The following is a 16,364-nucleotide window of genomic DNA, read 5'->3' as shown; positions in this document are numbered from 1 at the left end:
GTCGAAAGCCTTGTTGTTATCCTTTTATTTCTCCATCATCATTGATTTACCCAATCCGTACGGAATATTCAGAAAAATGATATAATGATATTTTTTTCTAGGGGAGAAGAAGCATGCAAAAACAAAAACAAGAGCTGCACCGCGGACTCGAAGAAAGGCATATTTCTTTAATGTCTTTAGGAGCTGCTATAGGAGTAGGGTTGTTCCTCGGCTCCGCATCAGCTATTCAATTAGCAGGGCCTGGTATTTTGGTAGCGTATGCCGCAAGCGGCCTGGTCATGTTTTTTATTATGAGAGCGCTTGGGGAAATGGCCATTCAAAAACCGGTCGCAGGCTCCTTCAGCAGGTATGCGCGTGATTATTTGGGACCGCTTGCAGGCTATTTAACAGGTTGGAACTACTGGTTTTTATGGGTTGTCACCTGTATGGCCGAAATCACTGCTGTCGGCATCTATATGGGGTTCTGGTTTCCGGACGTGCCAAACTGGATTTGGGCGTTATCGGCACTGGTCATTATGACGGGTGTTAATTTCCTGGCTGTCAAAGCTTACGGCGAGCTGGAATTTTGGTTCGCATTGATTAAAATTGTTGCAATCTTATCCATGATTGCTGTCGGTTTATTGATGATTATTGCAGGAGTCGGCAATGGGGGCATTGCAACCGGAATCAGCAATTTGTGGAACAACGGAGGATTTTTCCCTCATGGATTAAAAGGGGTTTTATTGTCTCTTCAAATGGTCATGTTCGCCTATTTAGGGATTGAAATGATCGGGGTGACGGCTGGCGAAGTAAAAAACCCGCAAAAATCGTTAGCCAAAGCAATCGATACAGTATTTTGGCGGATTTTGATTTTTTATGTAGGCGCTTTATTTGTCATTATGTCTATTTATCCGTGGCAGGAAATTGGCTCTCAAGGAAGTCCATTTGTTCTCACATTTCAAAAAGTGGGCATTCCATCGGCCGCAGGTATCATTAACTTTGTCGTGTTGACAGCCGCGCTGTCTTCATGCAACAGTGGTATTTTCAGCACAGGGCGGATGCTGTTTAACTTGGCGGAACAGAAAGAGGCGCCACAAGCATATGGTCAGCTGACGAAAGGCGGCATCCCGGGTAAAGCTGTTCTGGCTTCAGCGGGCGCTTTATTAGTCGGAGTGCTGTTAAACTATGTTGTCCCTGCGAAGGTATTTACTTGGGTTACAAGTATTGCGACGTTCGGAGCGATTTGGACGTGGGCAATCATTTTGCTTTCTCAAATAAAATACAGGAAAAGTTTGAAGCCGGAAGAAAAGAAACAATTAAAGTACAAAATGCCTTTATTTCCGTTTACGTCTTATGTGTCATTGGCATTTCTAGCATTCGTCGTCATTCTTATGGCTTACAGCCCTGATACAAGAGTAGCCGTGATTATCGGGCCGATATGGTTTCTCATCTTGCTGGCTGTGTACTATGGAAAAGGGTTTCATAAAAAAAATGCGGCTGCTGCCAGCGAACGAAATATCAGCTGACAAAAAGAGCTCCCAGTGGGCTCTTTTTGTGTGTGCTCATAGAAAATAGAGAACAGGAAAGAATAGGTATGTGTTTTTGCAGAGGCTGTTTATAGTTTTGTGATAAGATAAAAGTCATACGTTTCATGCTATATGTGAACGTTTTATGGAAAAATCGAAACCCGAACTGTATGACGTCCGGGTTAACGATGGTTATTGCTTTCAAATATAATTTGAAAAATGGTAAAGTAAGACGAAGCAGGTCTTATGTTTGTTGAAGAAATTTATAATATTGGCCCTTTTCTACATATTCTGACCGTATTCTTTGCATATCTTTTCGGTCTTCTTCCGTCAAAGGGCGGATGACTTTTGCAGGGCGGCCAAAGGCGAGATGGCCAGGCGGAATGATTTTTCCGGGCGGGACAAGACTGCCGGCACCAATAAAAGCGCCTTCGCCAATTTCGGCTCCGTCTAAAATGATTGAGCCCATCCCGATTAAGGCGTTCTTGCGGATAACAGCGCTATGAAGTGTAACCTGATGGCCTATCGTGGCGTCATCTTCAATGAGTAGCGTCTTGTTCGGGCTTTGATGGAGGCAGCTTAAATCTTGGATATTGACTCTGTTTCCGATTCTGGTCGGCGCAACATCTCCCCTTATGACAACAGAAAACCAAATGCTGGACTGTTCTCCGATCACGACATCACCGGTAATTGTTGCATTATCAGCTATAAAGGCTGTTGGGTGGATATCTGGCTTGTGTTCCTTATAAGGGTAGATCATAAGATTCATCCTTCTTTCTCTATTTAAATTTCGTATGAGGTGAAGATCATGTGGACCTGGAAAGCAGACAGACCTGTTGCCGTGATTGTAATCATTCACGGGGCAAGTGAATATCACGGACGATATAAATGGCTGATTGAAATGTGGCGGTCTTCGGGTTATCACGTTGTCATGGGCGATTTGCCTGGACAGGGAACAACGACAAGAGCGAGAGGGCATATTCGCTCGTTTCAAGAATACATTGATGAAGTAGATGCTTGGATAGATAAAGCGCGAACCTTTGATCTTCCGGTTTTTCTTCTAGGTCACAGCATGGGCGGTCTGGTCGCGATTGAATGGGTTAAACAGCAAAGAAATCCCCGGATTACGGGAATTATTTTATCATCACCGTGTCTCGGACTGCAAATTAAAGTGAATAAAGCGCTTGATCTTGCATCAAAAGGCCTGAATGTCATCGCTCCGTCACTTAAGGTTGATTCGGGATTATCAATTGATATGGCGACGCGCAATGAGGACGTCATCGAAGCTGACCAAAATGATTCGTTATACGTCAGGAAAGTTTCTGTCAGATGGTACAGAGAGCTTTTAAAGACAATTGAATCGGCAATGGTGCCGACAGAGGCATTTTTGAAAGTTCCGCTTCTTGTGATGCAAGCCGGTGATGACAAGCTTGTTGACAAAACGATGGTCATCAAGTGGTTTAATGGTGTTGCTTCTCATAATAAAGCATACAGAGAGTGGGAAGGGCTTTACCATGAGATCTTCAATGAACCCGAGAGAGAAGATGTTTTTAAAGCAGCAAGAGCGTTTACTGATCAATATATTTGAACTAGTAGGGGGTGCATGTGTTGACAGTACCGGAACATCCTTTTGGATTGATGGCAAAGGTATATCGAGATATTTTTCCGCTCGTTCATCAAGAGCTGGACATATGGAAGCAAAAATCAGAATCGATTCATAACAGTGAATTGAAAGCACAGGCAACCGCAAGTATTCGGGACAAAACGTTTCACTGTGAAGGCGGCGGCATACTGGCCTTATTGTCAGGCAGCCAAAAGCAGAAATGTGTCGAGTTTATCATCGCGTATCAAACGATTAGTGATTATTTGGACAATCTGTGTGACCGCAGCACCTCGCTGGACCCGCAGGATTTTCGGATGCTCCATGCCTCAATGCAGGACGCACTGACAGTTGGGGCGGAACTGCAAAACTATTATCAATTCAGGGAAGAACAGGATGACAGCGGATATTTGCATGAACTGGTTAAAACGTGCCAGCGTGTTCTCGGCTCCATTGAGCACTATGACATGATTAAACCTTATCTGCTTGAACTGTGCGGCTATTATTGCGATTTGCAGGTGCATAAGCACGTTATTGAGCATGAGCGTGTTCCGCGGCTTGAAAAGTGGTTTACTCAATATGAATCAGAGCTGCCTGAGATGGAATGGTATGAATTTTCAGCCTGTGCAGGCTCAACGTTAGGCATTTTCTGTCTGGTTGCGTATTCGTTCCAGCCTGATTTCACAGAAAGCACCGCTAAAAAAATCCGAGACAGTTATTTTCCTTACATACAGGGTCTTCATATTCTTCTTGATTATTTGATTGATCAAGAGGAGGACTTGCTGGAAGGAGACTTGAATTTCTGCTCGTATTATCAGTCTCATGAAGAGATGATGGACCGGCTTGAACACTTTATCCATAAAGCCGACGAGCATTTACAAGGCATTCCGCATGAAAACTTCCATCGTTTAATCAATCGCGGCTTGCTTGGCGTTTATTTGTCAGATGATAAAGTGGCAGGCCAAAAGGAAATGGGCCGGCTCGCAAAGAAGCTGATCAAAGCCAGCGGAAAAACCTCCCTTTTCTTTTATATCAACGGCAGAGCCTACCGGAAATTTCAAAAAATGTCCTGGATGAAAAATTCAAAGAAAAAAGCTCAAATCATTTGCTGATCTGAGCTTTTTTTTCGATGGCGACAATAAATGGCGGGTCATTTTGCTGATTGATAAACCCGTATGTTAATACACGGGCTGTTTGCTGGTCCAAGTCCCGGCAAAACTCGAGCACGTCGTTTTTTTCAGCTTTGCCTTCCGGGTGGCCATGATAGACGACGAGAACAATCAGACCTTCGTCTTTCATGATGCTGAGAAGCTGTTCAATGGCTTTGATCGTAGAACTGCCGTTTGTCGTAATTGATTTGTCCCCGCCCGGCAAATAGCCGAGGTTAAATACCGCGGCCGCCACTTTGCCATGTGTTTCAGGCGGGAGGGATTCAGCGATTTTATCATGGCTTTTGTGAAATAACGTTGTTCGCGCTTGATACATGTCACCGAGCCGTTCCTTTGTATTGGCCACGGCTGATTCTTGGATGTCGAATGCGTATACATGGCCGTTTTCACCGACAAGCTCCGCTAAAAACTGTGTATCATGTCCGTTGCCCATTGTCGCATCTACGACAATATCTCCCTCTCCCGCGGCCATTTTCAGCAGTTCTTTGCTGTAAGGAAGAATTTTCTTCAAAATCATAGCGCTGATTCCTCCTCAAGCCGTTGAAAGAACTTTCCTTGATAGCTGCCTCGATTTTCTAGCTCTTTATTAATGGCGCCAAGCACTTCCCATTTGTTGACGCTCCACATTGGCCCGATCATCAACTCAATCGGTCCGTCACCTGTAATGCGGTGGACGATCATTTCAGGCGGAATGATCTCAAGCTGATCGCAGACGAGCTGCACATAATCATCTTGAGAAAGAAATTCCAGCTTGCCCTTTTCATATTGTTTGACCATCGGCGTGCCTTTCAGTAGGTGAAGCAGATGGATTTTAATGCCCTGGACATCCAAATCTGCGACGGCCTTTGCCGTTTCCATCATCATGTCCCGGTCTTCCAAAGGCAGCCCGTTGATAATATGCGAGCAGACACGTATGCCGTGTTTTCTTAATTTATTGACGCCTTCCACATAGCAGTTAAAATCATGTGCGCGGTTGATCAAAAGTGCAGTCCGTTCATGAACTGTTTGAAGCCCAAGCTCCACCCACAAATACGTACGTTCATTCAGCTCTGCCAAGTAATCAACGACATCATCAGGCAGACAGTCCGGGCGTGTGGCGATCGAAATGCCGACCACATCATCTAAGGCGAGGACGGATTCGAATTTCTCACGAAGCACCTCAACCGGGGCGTGAGTGTTTGTGAAAGCCTGAAAATAAGCGATGTACTTGCCGTCCTTCCATTTTTCGTGCATGCGGTTTTTGATGTCATGGAATTGCGTAATTAAATCATCGGTCCGGTTTCCAGCAAAATCTCCGGAGCCTGCTGCGCTGCAAAACGTACAGCCTCCGTGGGCTACGGTGCCATCCCGATTTGGACAGTCAAAACCGCCGTCAAGCGCTACTTTAAACACCTTATGGCCGAAATGTTCTCTGAGATGATAATTCAATGTATGATAGCGTTTTTCCGTATTTGAATAAGGAAAAGGATTGTTCTGCATCACAATTCATGTGCCTCCTTGCGTACGATTGCATCCTAAAATTGTAGCACGCATTTCACAAGAGAACAAATGAATATCGACCATAAATTACTTTATTGAATAAAGTCAGATGAGGCTACAATATGAATGATGGATGATTTCCATTACCAAGAGGAGGGGTTACTGTGGCAACAAGACAATCAGTAGATGAACATCTCCAGCAATGTATGCAGGCCTATGATTATGCTGAAGAACAGCTGAAAATCGCTTCTAAACAAGAGCATTATAACGATCAAGAATATAGTGATGCACAAATGCAGCTAGAAGATGCGGTAAATGCCTTGAATAAACTATGGCTGTCGTCAAATGATCAGCAGAGAGAACAGCTGTACAGAATGAGACTTCAGCTTCAATCTTTGCAAAATAATATGATCCTGCAGCACCCTCTTGATGTGTAGGAAAACGGACCCTTTTAAAAGGGTCCGTTTTTTTGTAAAAAAAGGATTGACTTTGTGAGTCAAAGTATTTATTGTATTAAGTGTACTAATTGAAGTAATACACTATAGACACTAATATAAAATCATTTATATATTGACATTAAGGGAGGCAGTTATGAAACATAAAAAACGAAACAAACGTAACGTGCCAATGCTGATTGCGGCATCTGTGATCGCTTGTTCTTTTTTTCTTGTTCTTGTGATGATCGGTTTTGAATGGCAAAAAAGTATAATTGATCATTTTTATCTATAAAAGGTTCAGATCGTATAGAAAGTAGGGAAGTAAATGATTCAAATCGATCCAAGAAGCTCAACACCCATTTACGAACAAATTATTCAGCAAATGAAAGAGCTTTGTTTGAAAGGGATCATGAAGCCTGGTGATAAGCTTCCTTCTGTCAGAGAATTGGCAACGATCATTATTGCGAATCCGAACACTGTCAGCAAAGCGTATAAAGAACTTGAGCGAGAGGGGATTATTGAAACGCTGCGGGGCAGAGGGACCTATATATCGGAGAATGCAAAAACGACACTGGTTGAAGGGAAGATGACGATGATTAAAGAGCAACTCAAACAGCTCATCATCGATGCACACTATGCAGGGGTTGAGCTGGAAAAACTGCACGAATGGATAAAGGAAATCAGCGCTGATGTGAAGGGAGGCAAAAAAAATGATTGAACTGCGGCAGCTGTCAAAAGCGATTGACGGCAATCAAGTATTAAAAGATGTTTCATTAACAATCGAAAAAGGAGAAATCTTTGGATTGCTTGGACGCAATGGATCGGGCAAAACGACGATGCTTCGCTTAATCCAGCAAATCATTTTCGCTGACAGCGGAACGATTTTATTTGACGGCGTAGAAATCAAAAAGCACCCGAAAGTCAAACAAAATATCATCTACATGCCTGTTCAAAATCCGTTTTACGATAAGTATACATACAAGCAGTTAGTCGATATTTTGAGAAGAATATATCCGAAATTTGATGTCACGTACGCGAATGAGCTGATGAACAGATACGAAATTCCGGAAACGAAAAAATACCGTGAGCTGTCGACAGGCTTAAAAAAGCAGCTATCGCTCGTTCTGTCGTTTGCGGCGAGACCGGCGCTGATCCTCCTTGATGAGCCGACGGATGGTATTGATGCGGTGACAAGGCATGATGTGCTGCAGCTGATGGTCGATGAAGTGGCAGAGCGTGATACGAGCATCCTGATTACGTCCCACCGGCTTGAAGACATAGAGCGGATGTGCAACCGAATTGGTTTTCTTGAAGATAACAGCCTGACCAACGTCATGGATCTTGATGAGTTAAAAGAAGAATACATTAAAATTCAAATGGCCTTCGATACAGATGTCAATTTGGCCATCAGAGAGCAAAACATTCCGATGCTCGATCAGGCCGGCGTGTTTTACACAGTGCTGATTCCGAAAAGCGATGAGGAGAAAAAGAGCTTTTTGAGAGAGCTGAAGCCAAAAGTGTGGAATGAGCTTCCTGTCAACCTGGAAGAAGTGTTCATTGCGAAGTTTGGAGGGAAGCGGAGATGGTAGACCGAGGTCTCCTCTATCGAGAGTGGAAGCAGAATCAAGTGGTGATTTTGTTAAGTATCGCGTTTTTAGTATTGGCAAATCCGCTTTCTATCGTTAATACGTATTTGTCTTATCAAGGGTGTCTTGATCGCCAAGACCCGCAATATTGTGATTTTATTGTGAATTATTCCATAAGCAATCTGATAGATATCAACTGGGTGCCGGGTGTCATTTTGGCGGTCTGCTTCCTCGGAATGGAGCGTTCGAAAGGCACGATGGATTTTATATTAAGCCTCCCGTATAACAGAAGCCAAATTTTTCAGACAAAATTTTGGTTAGGCGGTTTTGTGATTGTGCTGTCACAATTGATTGGCTTTTTACTTGCATGGCTGCTGATTCTTGTCTATAACCCTGAACACGTCTACTTTTTTGAGCACAGCAGCATTGGAGTAATCGTGATAAGTTTTATGGCTTTTTCACTGGTGATGGCCGCCGGAGCGTTAACTGGAAATGCTTTTGCCCAACTGTTAACGGCGTTTTCAGCAGCTATATTGCCGTATTTAATTATTGCATTGCCGGTTGGAAACCTAGAAGTTGTTTTTGGTGCGAATATATGGGAAATATTCCCTTCCCCTGAGAGTTATTTCTCTCTGGCAAGCAATTTATCGAACCTAGTACCGATTAGTTACGTTGTAAATGAATGGCTGATTAACAGTAAATATCTTTTATTGATTCCAGCCGTAATGAGCATGCTATTTTACTTGATTGGCTTTATAAGCTTCAAGAAGCTTCCAAGTGAACGGAACGGACACTTTTTCTTATGGAACAGATTAGATCGCCCGGTGCAAATTCTGGTTATGGCTTTCGGCATCCTTGGATTTGGTTTATTTGGATACTATACCGGACATTCCATTATTGGTTATATTTTGGGTATGATCATTGGAGCAGTGGCTGGATTCTTTGTGAGCTACTTCTCTATTTATAAGAAAACAAAAGTGTAAGAAATGCCTTAGGTTTGGAGGGAAGTGAGTTGCCGGATTCCGGACTGCTTTACAAAGAGTGGCGGCAGAATAAAGTCGCCTTAGTTATCACCATTTTGGTTTTTATATTAGGTAATCCATTATCAATTTTAAATATGTATCTCATCTATCAAGGCTGTGTCACTGGAAAAGAAAATTGGGTCGGCCCCTGCGTATTCAGCGTTGATTATTTAAATAGCTCATTTATCTCATTGTTTTGGATTTGGGGAGTCGTTTTGGCGGTCAGCCAGCTTGGGATTGAACGTAGCAAGAGCTTCTTTGATTTTACATTAAGCCTTCCATATACACGAGGGCAGATATTTCATGCGAAGTTCCTTACCGGCGGAATGGTGATTGTGGTGCCGCAGCTCATAGGTTATGTTTTGTCTGTTTTGCTGATCATGCTTTTGAAGCCAGATCAGGCCGTTTATTTTCACAATTACAGCTTGGGAATGATTATTGTTAGCATGCTGGCTTATTCTTTGGTTATGGCCGGAGGAGCTTTGACAGGCAATAGTTTCGCACAGCTTCTAGTCTCATTTACCGTGGCCATTTCGCCGTTTTTACTCATCAGCCTGCCTGTGATCAACCTCGAGATCCTTTTTGGCGGATCAATAGATTTTATCCATGGTCCAGTACCTAAATGGGTGCAGTATTTCATTCCGATAATTTATGTAGACTCGAAATGGGCTGAGAATTCACCATATTATTTAGTCATTCCGGCTATCATGACTATCATTTTTTACATCATCGGCTATATTAGCTTTGTTAAAATGTCTAATGAAAGAAACGGATATTTCTTCTTATGGAAGCCGCTTAACCGCCCGGTGCAGATCATCGTTATTATCATAGGAATCATGGGCTTCGGCTATTTTGGATTTACTGCAAGCGAGAGCTTTGCCGGTTATCTCATTGGCATGGGTACAGGTGCGGTAATCGGTTTCTTGATTAGTTATTTTGCGATTTATAAAAAAATGAAACTTTTGTAAGGGAGAGAGAACATATGATTGATGTTCAGCATATCGACCATTCTTTCACGATCGGAAAAAAGGGCCGTGAGAATGAAGTTCCAGTATTGAAGGATGTTTCATTGAGCGTGGCGAAAGGGGAAATCGCCTGCATTGTCGGACGAAGCGGCTCAGGGAAATCAACGCTTTTGAATTTAATTTCCGGCTACATATCGCCGACAAAAGGGCGGATTGTCATTAATGGCACTGATGTTACGGGGTTTAATGAAAAGGAATGGGCGCAATTTCGGCTTGACCATTTCGGGTTTATTTTTCAGAGCTTTCAGCTCATCCCGGGTTTAACGACGTATGAGAATGTGGAAATGCCGCTGGCGTTAAAAGGAATCAAGCCATCTGAGCGGAAGCAAAAGGTGCAGGACATGCTGAAACGCGTCGGTCTGGAAAACCACGCCGCTCATTATCCGAATGAACTGTCAGGCGGCCAGCAGCAGCGTGTCAGTATTGCTCGAGCATTGATTTTAAATCCTTCGATTATCTTAGCGGATGAGCCGACGGGAAGCCTTGATTCAGAAACGGAACATGAAGTGCTGGAATTGATCCAGCAGCTGAATCGTGAGCGTGGCATTACATTTGTGATCATTACTCACGATGATGAAGTCGCTTCTATCGGACATTCAAAATTTCAGCTTCATGATGGTGTGCTAAAAGGAGGAATTACCGTTGAGGTTTAAGGATCAGGTTCATTTTATCAGAAGAAATATGAAGAAAAACAGGCTTCGCGTCTTTATGACGATTCTGGCGACAACAATGGCGTGTGCGTTTTTGGTTGTGTTGTCGTCCGTTGGATTTGGGATTCAAAAGACGATTACAGATATGACAATGAGCCAGCAGATTGTAACGAAAGTCAGCGTAATGGGCAAGGAAGGAGACAAGCCGATTAAAAAAGCTGATTTAGAGAAGTATGATCACGTAAGGTCAGTTGTAGAAAGAACGCAAGTGTATGAACCAAACAAAGCTACTTTAGGCAATCGTACAAATGAAAGCTCAAATCTCATTTTTACTAATATGAATGATGAATTAAAGGCCAATATGGAATTGGAAAAGGGAAGAGTCGCAAAGTCGGAAAATGAAATCGTAGTAGGATACGACTTCGCAAAGAGATTATTAACGAAAAAAGAATCGGAAGAATATAACAAAAAAATCGAGGAAGCAAAAGGAAATCCAGAAGATATAAAAGAACCAAAGGGCTATACGAAAGATATTCTAAATAAAACAATTGAACTAAGTGTATCGAAGACAGATTCTAAAACAGGGGATGTTACAAAAACAAAAACATATGACTTTAAAATTGTCGGTATTACAAAAAAACCATCTCAAGACTGGATGGAGGACTCAAATATTTTTATCAGTGATCAATTCAAAAAAGATTTTTCGGAATTCTTAGATTTCAAAGGCGGAAATGTTGAAACGAACATTGGTGTTTTTGCTGATAAGTTTGAGAATGTGGAACAGCTGACAAATGATCTAACAGATGACGGGTACTATGTCACATCAGTGACTACTGAACTTGAGGGAGCCAATACCTTCTTCATGGTCTTCAAAATCGGACTGATCTTTGTCGGATGTATCGCAGTTATCATTTCAGCGATCGGCATTTTTAACACGATGACGATGGCGGTGACAGAGAGAACGCAAGAGATCGGCATTATGAAAGCGATTGGGGCGAGCCCGTCAATCATTCGCCGAATGTTCTTGATGGAAAGCGCGTATATCGGAATTTTAGGCTGTGTGATTGGGATTATCATTTCTTACGGCGTGAGCTACCTTGTCAACCTGGCCGTTCCGATGATTCTTGCGGCCACAAGCGGTGGCGATGCGGGCGATTTGAATTACACATTCTCCTACATCCCGGCGAGCCTTGTGATCATTGCCGTTGTGATTTGCGGAGGGGTCGCAGTCATTTCCGGAATGAACCCGGCGAGAAAAGCTACCAAAACCAACGTGCTGACAGCGTTGAGAAGAGAATTATAATGCGAACGAGCCGGCTGAGACAGCCGGCTTTTTCTATAGCGCATGCTGGCGTTTTGCTATACACTTGATAAAAAAGGAAAAAGTGCGGTGAGTCGATTGTTTAAACTTTTGCTGATTGAAGATGATGAATCGCTGTTTCATGAAATCAAGGATCGTTTAACGGGATGGTCCTATGATGTATACGGCATTCAGGATTTCAGTCAGGTGCTGCAGGAATTTGCGGCGGTTAATCCTGATTGTGTCATTATTGATGTGCAGCTGCCTAAATTTGACGGCTTTCATTGGTGCCGTCTGATCCGCTCCCGGTCAAATGTTCCGATTCTCTTTTTATCCTCCCGGGATCATCCTGCTGATATGGTGATGTCCATGCAGCTCGGGGCAGATGACTTTATTCAAAAGCCATTTCATTTTGATGTGCTGATCGCGAAAATCCAAGCGATGTTCCGGCGTGTGCACCATTATAATACGGAGCCGAGTACGATTAAAACGTGGTGCGGCGCTGCTGTAGACGCGGAGCAGAACCTCGTCAGCAATGACAAAGGATCTGTTGAACTGACCAAAAATGAAATGTTCATTCTAAAACAATTAATAGAGCAAAAAAACAAGATCGTCAGCCGGGAAGAGCTGATCAGAAGCTTGTGGAACGATGAGCGTTTTGTTAGTGATAATACGCTGACCGTCAATGTCAATCGCCTGCGAAAAAAACTGGACGCCCTGCAGCTTGGTGCATATATCGAGACAAAGGTGGGCCAGGGCTACATCGCGAAGGAAGAGGACAAGTTCTATGATTAAAGCATTCCTTATCGAAAGGCGGAGCTGGATTGCCGCGTTTTTGTTTCAGCAGGCTTTGATGCTGTTCATTGCTTTTGTCGATCCTTCCATATCATTTGGGAATGTACTTTATATGGTGTATTTGTGCATCTTGTTTTTTATCATATTCCTTTGGTTCCGCTATCGGAAAGAAACAGCGTTTTATAAAAGCTTGAAAACATGGGAGAACAATCTCGATGTGACAGCCATAAATGAACCGGAAACGCCGTTTGAAGCAATGGTTGAAAGAAGCATTGCCGGGCAAACAGAACACTTGAAGCAGACCGCAGCACGGCATCGCTTAGCATTGGAAAATGAAAAAGATGAGCTGATGGCATGGATCCATGAGGTCAAAACTCCATTAACAGCGATGCATTTAATCATTGATAGAATGGAAGAAAAAGCACTGAAATCCCAGCTGTCATATGAATGGCTGCGTATTCACCTGCTTCTTGATCAGCAGCTTCATCAAAAACGCATTTCATTTATTGAAAACGACCTGTCAGTAGAATTCATTCAGCTTCAGCCTTTGATCTTTAAAGAAATCAAAGATTTACAATCGTGGTGTATCCAAAAAGGGATCGGTTTTGACATACAGCTCGAGGCCAAAGAAGTGCTGAGCGATGCAAAATGGCTGGCGTTTATCATCAGGCAGCTGCTGACAAACGCGGTGAAATACAGCGAAGCCTCTGAAATCGAGATCAAAAGCTTTCAAAAAGGGGAACAGACGCAGCTCCAAGTGAAAGATTGTGGCAGGGGCATTGATCCAAAAGATGTACCGCGTATTTTTGATAAAGGGTTTACATCCACAACGGATCACCATGATCAAGCGTCAACTGGCATGGGGCTGTACTTGGCAAAAAAAGCAGCGGCGCCGTTATTGATCCATATTGATGTTGAGTCGGAGTTTGGTGCGGGAACAGTTTTTACATTAACCTTTCCAATACGGAATCAATTTGAACATGTCATAAGCGTGTGACGAAAATGTCACATGCTTTTCTTTTTTGTTCGCCGTATCGAAGGAAAAGCCCGGCATTCCTTTTTATAATGAGATTATCCAATATAAAGGAGACTGCGTAAATGGTGATTTTAGAAGCGAATAAAATTCGAAAAAGTTATGGAAACAAGCTGAATAAACAGGAAGTGCTGAAGGGCATCGATATTCACATTGAAAAGGGCGAATTCGTCAGTATTATGGGTGCTTCCGGGTCGGGAAAAACCACTTTGCTCAACGTTCTGTCCTCAATCGATCAGGTCAGTCACGGAACCATTCATATTAATGGAAATGACATGACGGCTATGAAGGAAAAGCAGCTGGCTGAATTTAGAAAACAGCATTTAGGCTTTATCTTTCAGGATTACAATTTGTTAGACACATTGACAGTGAAAGAGAATATCCTTCTGCCTTTATCGATCACGAAACTATCAAAAAAGGAAGCCAATCGCAAGTTTGAGGAAGTTGCCAAGGAACTGGGAATATATGAATTGCGGGATAAATACCCGAATGAAATTTCCGGCGGCCAGAAGCAGAGAACATCCGCTGGAAGAGCGTTTATTCATGACCCGAGCATTATTTTCGCTGATGAACCGACCGGCGCGCTCGATTCGAAATCGGCCTCCGATCTATTAAATAAGCTGAGCCAGCTCAATCAAAAACGCAACGCGACGATTATTATGGTTACCCATGATCCCGTCGCTGCCAGCTACTGCGGCAGAGTCATTTTTATTAAGGACGGGCAAATGTATACACAGCTGAATAAAGGGGGCCAGGACAGGCAAACGTTTTTCCAGGATATTATGAAAACGCAAGGCGTGTTAGGCGGGGTGCAGCATGAACATTAATCAGCTCATCCTGCGAAATTTGAAAAAGAATCTCCGGAATTACTATTTGTATGTGTTTGCGCTCATCTTTAGCGTGGCGCTTTATTTCGCCTTTGTCACGCTGCAGTATGATCCAGCAATTAACGAAGTGAAGGCTTCAATCAAGGGAGCCGCGGCTATTAAAACCGCTTCGATTTTGCTTGTGGCTGTAGTGGCGATCTTCATTTTATATGCCAATACGATTTTTATTAAGAGACGGAGTAAAGAAATCGGGCTGTTTCAATTAATTGGAATGACGAAGCATAAAATTTTTCGCATCTTAAGTGCAGAAAATGTCATGCTGTATTTCGGTTCATTAGCGATCGGGGTAGCGGCCGGGTTTTCGATATCGAAGCTTGTCTTGATGATTCTGTTCAAAATTGTCGATGTCAAAGCGGATGCGAAACTGCATTTTTCTGAGCAGGCCTTGGTCCAAACGGTCATTGTGTTCTGCGGCATTTACCTTTTGATCATGATCATGAATTATACGTTTATCAAAAAACAGAGTATTTTATCTTTGTTTAAAGTAACGTCCTCCACTGAAGACAAAGTGAAGAAAATATCATTTTTCCAAATGCTGATCGGCGCTTTAGGCATCGTGTTGATTTTGACAGGATACTATGTGTCTTCTGAGCTGTTTGGCGGAAAATTTAAGACCATTAATGAACTGTTTGTTGCGATGAGCTTCATTCTGGGGAGCGTCATTATCGGGACGTTTTTGTTTTATAAAGGATCAGTTACGTTTATCTCGAATATCATTCGAAAAAGCAAGGGCGGCTACTTAAATATTTCTGAGGTTCTGTCACTGTCTTCGATCATGTTCAGAATGAAATCGAATGCGCTGCTGCTGACGATTATTACAACCGTTTCAGCGCTCGCCATCGGGCTGTTATCTCTTGCTTACATCTCGTATTACTCGTCGGAAAAGACCGCTGAACAAAATGTAGCGGCTGATTTTTCATTCATGAATGAGAAAGATGCCAAGTTATTTGAAAACAAATTGAGGGAAAGCAACATCTCGTTTGTAAAAAAGGCAACACCTGTCCTGCAAGCAAATGTTGACATTGCAAATATTATGGATGGAACTCCGAAAGAGATGCAGGGCGATCCCGGCAATATGCAGCTTGCTGTTGTTAGCGACAAAGATGTAAAAGGAGTCGATGTGGCGGCTGGAGAAGCCGTTTTCTCAGGATACACCGACTTGCTGCAAAAAATAATGGTTTTCAAGGACTCTGGTGTTATTAAAGTAAAAAGCAAGCACGAGACGCAGCCATTAAAATATAAAGGATTAAGAGAAGAGTTTCTTGTGTCCTACACGTTTACAAGCGGGGGCATGCCCGCTGTCATTGTGGATGACAGCCTGTTTAAACAGCTGGACAAGGATAAAGACCCCCGCATTCAGCTGGCGCAATCTACATTTATCGGCGTCAATGTGAAACATGACGATCAAATGGAAAAAGCAAATGAGCTTTTTCAACAGGTGAACAAGAAAAACGAGCATTTATCAAGACTAGATACAAGCGCTGCGCAAAAATCACTGTTTGGTATGGTGATGTTCATCGTCGGCTTCTTAGGGTTAACGTTCCTGATTACATCAGGTTGTATCCTTTATTTTAAACAAATGGGTGAAAGTGAAGATGAAAAACCGAGCTATACAATTTTAAGAAAACTCGGCTTTACGCAGGGCGACCTGATAAAGGGGATACGCATCAAACAAATGTACAACTTCGGCATTCCGCTCGTTGTCGGCCTCTTCCACAGTTACTTTGCCGTCCAATCCGGCTGGTTCTTATTCGGATCAGAGGTATGGGCGCCTATGATTATGGTGATGGTGTTATATACTGCGCTCTACTCCATTTTTGGTTTTCTGTCAGTTCTTTATTATAAGAAGGTCATTAAATCGTCGTTGTGAAACAGA

The 16,364-nt window shown here is 42.9% G+C and carries 18 protein-coding genes; 15 read left to right on the top strand and 3 right to left on the bottom strand.

Going from position 1 to position 16,364, the window contains the following annotated elements; all coding sequences use genetic code 11:
• The first annotated feature begins 113 nt into the window (after positions 1-113).
• Positions 114-1,505 carry a putative amino acid permease gene (ytnA, locus tag BSU_30530; protein NP_390931.1) on the top strand — a complete coding sequence of 464 codons (1,392 nt, stop codon included), beginning with the start codon at positions 114-116 and terminating at the stop codon, positions 1,503-1,505.
• Between the two features lie 244 nt (positions 1,506-1,749).
• Here ytnA and ytoA read toward each other — a convergent pair whose 3' ends face one another.
• Entirely contained in the window at positions 1,750-2,265 is a 516-nt protein-coding gene (ytoA, locus tag BSU_30520) for a putative enzyme of the carbonic anhydrase family (RefSeq protein NP_390930.1), read from the bottom strand.
• A gap of 48 nt (positions 2,266-2,313) precedes the next feature.
• Here ytoA and ytpA point away from each other — a divergent pair, with 48 nt between their 5' ends.
• Together ytpA and tbcS are read left to right on the top strand one after the other, a co-directional pair.
• On the top strand, positions 2,314-3,093 hold the full coding sequence (ytpA, locus tag BSU_30510) for a phospholipase component of bacilysocin synthesis or export (protein NP_390929.1): 780 nt from the start codon (positions 2,314-2,316) through the stop codon (positions 3,091-3,093).
• Positions 3,094-3,113: 20 nt separating this feature from the next.
• Positions 3,114-4,217: a tetraprenyl-beta-curcumene synthase gene (gene tbcS, locus BSU_30500; protein ID NP_390928.1), complete on the top strand. Its 1,104-nt coding sequence runs from the start codon at positions 3,114-3,116 to the stop codon at positions 4,215-4,217.
• On the opposite strand, the gene ytqB is transcribed toward tbcS, so the two are convergent.
• Positions 4,207-4,791, bottom strand: a complete 585-nt coding sequence (gene ytqB / locus BSU_30490; RefSeq protein ID NP_390927.1) for a putative RNA methylase — start codon at positions 4,789-4,791, stop codon at positions 4,207-4,209. The genes tbcS and ytqB overlap by 11 nt on opposite strands.
• Positions 4,788-5,756, bottom strand: coding sequence for a putative enzyme (ytqA, locus tag BSU_30480; protein NP_390926.1), 969 nt, complete (start codon positions 5,754-5,756; stop codon positions 4,788-4,790). The genes ytqB and ytqA overlap by 4 nt, the downstream gene beginning before the upstream one ends.
• A 161-nt stretch (positions 5,757-5,917) precedes the next feature.
• On the opposite strand from ytqA, the gene ytzC reads away from it, so the two are divergent.
• The 12 genes from ytzC (at position 5,918) to bceB (ending at position 16,358) form a co-directional block, all read left to right on the top strand.
• Positions 5,918-6,190 (top strand): hypothetical protein, encoded by a 273-nt coding sequence (ytzC, locus tag BSU_30470; RefSeq protein ID NP_390925.1) that lies wholly within the window; start codon positions 5,918-5,920, stop codon positions 6,188-6,190.
• A 154-nt stretch (positions 6,191-6,344) separates the two neighbouring features.
• Positions 6,345-6,482 carry a hypothetical protein gene (locus tag BSU_30466; protein ID YP_009513999.1) on the top strand — a complete coding sequence of 46 codons (138 nt, stop codon included), beginning with the start codon at positions 6,345-6,347 and terminating at the stop codon, positions 6,480-6,482.
• 33 nt (positions 6,483-6,515) lie between these two features.
• Positions 6,516-6,908 carry a transcriptional regulator (GntR family, cell wall antibiotics) gene (gene ytrA, locus BSU_30460; protein NP_390924.1) on the top strand — a complete coding sequence of 131 codons (393 nt, stop codon included), beginning with the start codon at positions 6,516-6,518 and terminating at the stop codon, positions 6,906-6,908.
• The gene (ytrB, locus tag BSU_30450) at positions 6,901-7,779 is read left to right on the top strand and encodes an ABC transporter (ATP-binding protein) involved in resistance to cell wall inhibitors (RefSeq protein NP_390923.1); all 879 of its coding nucleotides are present in this window, start codon (positions 6,901-6,903) and stop codon (positions 7,777-7,779) included. The genes ytrA and ytrB overlap by 8 nt, the downstream gene beginning before the upstream one ends.
• Positions 7,773-8,759 (top strand): ABC transporter, permease component involved in resistance to cell wall inhibitors, encoded by a 987-nt coding sequence (gene ytrC / locus BSU_30440; protein NP_390922.1) that lies wholly within the window; start codon positions 7,773-7,775, stop codon positions 8,757-8,759. The genes ytrB and ytrC overlap by 7 nt, the downstream gene beginning before the upstream one ends.
• A gap of 29 nt (positions 8,760-8,788) precedes the next feature.
• The gene (gene ytrD / locus BSU_30430; RefSeq protein NP_390921.1) at positions 8,789-9,766 is read left to right on the top strand and encodes an ABC transporter, permease component involved in resistance to cell wall inhibitors; all 978 of its coding nucleotides are present in this window, start codon (positions 8,789-8,791) and stop codon (positions 9,764-9,766) included.
• Positions 9,767-9,780: 14 nt separating this feature from the next.
• Positions 9,781-10,476 carry an ABC transporter (ATP-binding protein) involved in resistance to cell wall inhibitors gene (ytrE, locus tag BSU_30420; protein NP_390920.1) on the top strand — a complete coding sequence of 232 codons (696 nt, stop codon included), beginning with the start codon at positions 9,781-9,783 and terminating at the stop codon, positions 10,474-10,476.
• Entirely contained in the window at positions 10,466-11,776 is a 1,311-nt protein-coding gene (gene ytrF, locus BSU_30410; RefSeq protein ID NP_390919.1) for a metabolite permease involved in resistance to cell wall inhibitors, read from the top strand. The genes ytrE and ytrF overlap by 11 nt, the downstream gene beginning before the upstream one ends.
• A 96-nt stretch (positions 11,777-11,872) precedes the next feature.
• Positions 11,873-12,568, top strand: a complete 696-nt coding sequence (bceR, locus tag BSU_30400) for a two-component response regulator controlling resistance to antibiotics affecting the envelope [YtsB] (RefSeq protein NP_390918.1) — start codon at positions 11,873-11,875, stop codon at positions 12,566-12,568.
• On the top strand, positions 12,561-13,565 hold the full coding sequence (bceS, locus tag BSU_30390; RefSeq protein ID NP_390917.1) for a two-component sensor histidine kinase controlling resistance to antibiotics affecting the envelope [YtsA]: 1,005 nt from the start codon (positions 12,561-12,563) through the stop codon (positions 13,563-13,565). The genes bceR and bceS overlap by 8 nt, the downstream gene beginning before the upstream one ends.
• Before the next feature lie 101 nt (positions 13,566-13,666).
• Positions 13,667-14,428: a bacitracin ABC efflux transporter (ATP-binding protein) gene (gene bceA, locus BSU_30380; RefSeq protein NP_390916.1), complete on the top strand. Its 762-nt coding sequence runs from the start codon at positions 13,667-13,669 to the stop codon at positions 14,426-14,428.
• Positions 14,418-16,358, top strand: coding sequence for an ABC transporter (permease) (gene bceB, locus BSU_30370; protein NP_390915.1), 1,941 nt, complete (start codon positions 14,418-14,420; stop codon positions 16,356-16,358). Before bceA ends, bceB begins: the two co-directional genes overlap by 11 nt.
• Positions 16,359-16,364 lie beyond the last annotated feature (6 nt).

Source organism: Bacillus subtilis subsp. subtilis str. 168, assembly GCF_000009045.1.
Taxonomy (GTDB): Bacteria; Bacillota; Bacilli; order Bacillales; family Bacillaceae; genus Bacillus; species Bacillus subtilis.
Note: the sequence above shows the minus strand (reverse complement) of the source record. Positions and strands in the feature narration are given on the sequence as shown.